This is a genomic window from Pseudarthrobacter sp. NamE5 (assembly GCF_005796225.1).
Lineage (GTDB): Bacteria > Actinomycetota > Actinomycetes > Actinomycetales > Micrococcaceae > Arthrobacter.
This window is the reverse complement of sequence record NZ_VAHO01000059.1, coordinates 1-286: the sequence shown is the minus strand read 5'-3', so window position 1 is coordinate 286 and position 286 is coordinate 1. Positions and strand designations below refer to the sequence as shown.

The 286-nt window shown below is 66.4% G+C and carries 1 protein-coding gene; it reads left to right on the top strand.

Annotated features, from left to right (window positions below; all coding sequences use genetic code 11):
* Positions 1–286, top strand: a 286-nt coding sequence (locus FDW84_RS19070; protein ID WP_138611040.1) for an aldehyde dehydrogenase family protein, incomplete at both ends; no start/stop codon positions are given.

Here is a 286-nt window from a genome sequence, read left to right as displayed (position 1 = left end):
GCCCTGGAACTTCCCGCTGGCCATGGCCACCCGCAAGATTGCCCCTGCTGTCGCTGCCGGCTGCACCATGGTCCTGAAGTCAGCCAACCTCACCCCGCTGACCTCGCAGCTCTTCGCGGCCGTGATGATGGAAGCAGGCCTGCCCGCCGGCGTCCTTAACGTCATTCCCACCTCAACGGCGGGTGCCACCACCGGCCCGCTCATTAAGGATTCCCGGCTGCGGAAGCTGTCGTTCACGGGTTCCACCGAAGTGGGCCGGCGCCTACTGGCGGACGCATCCGAAACG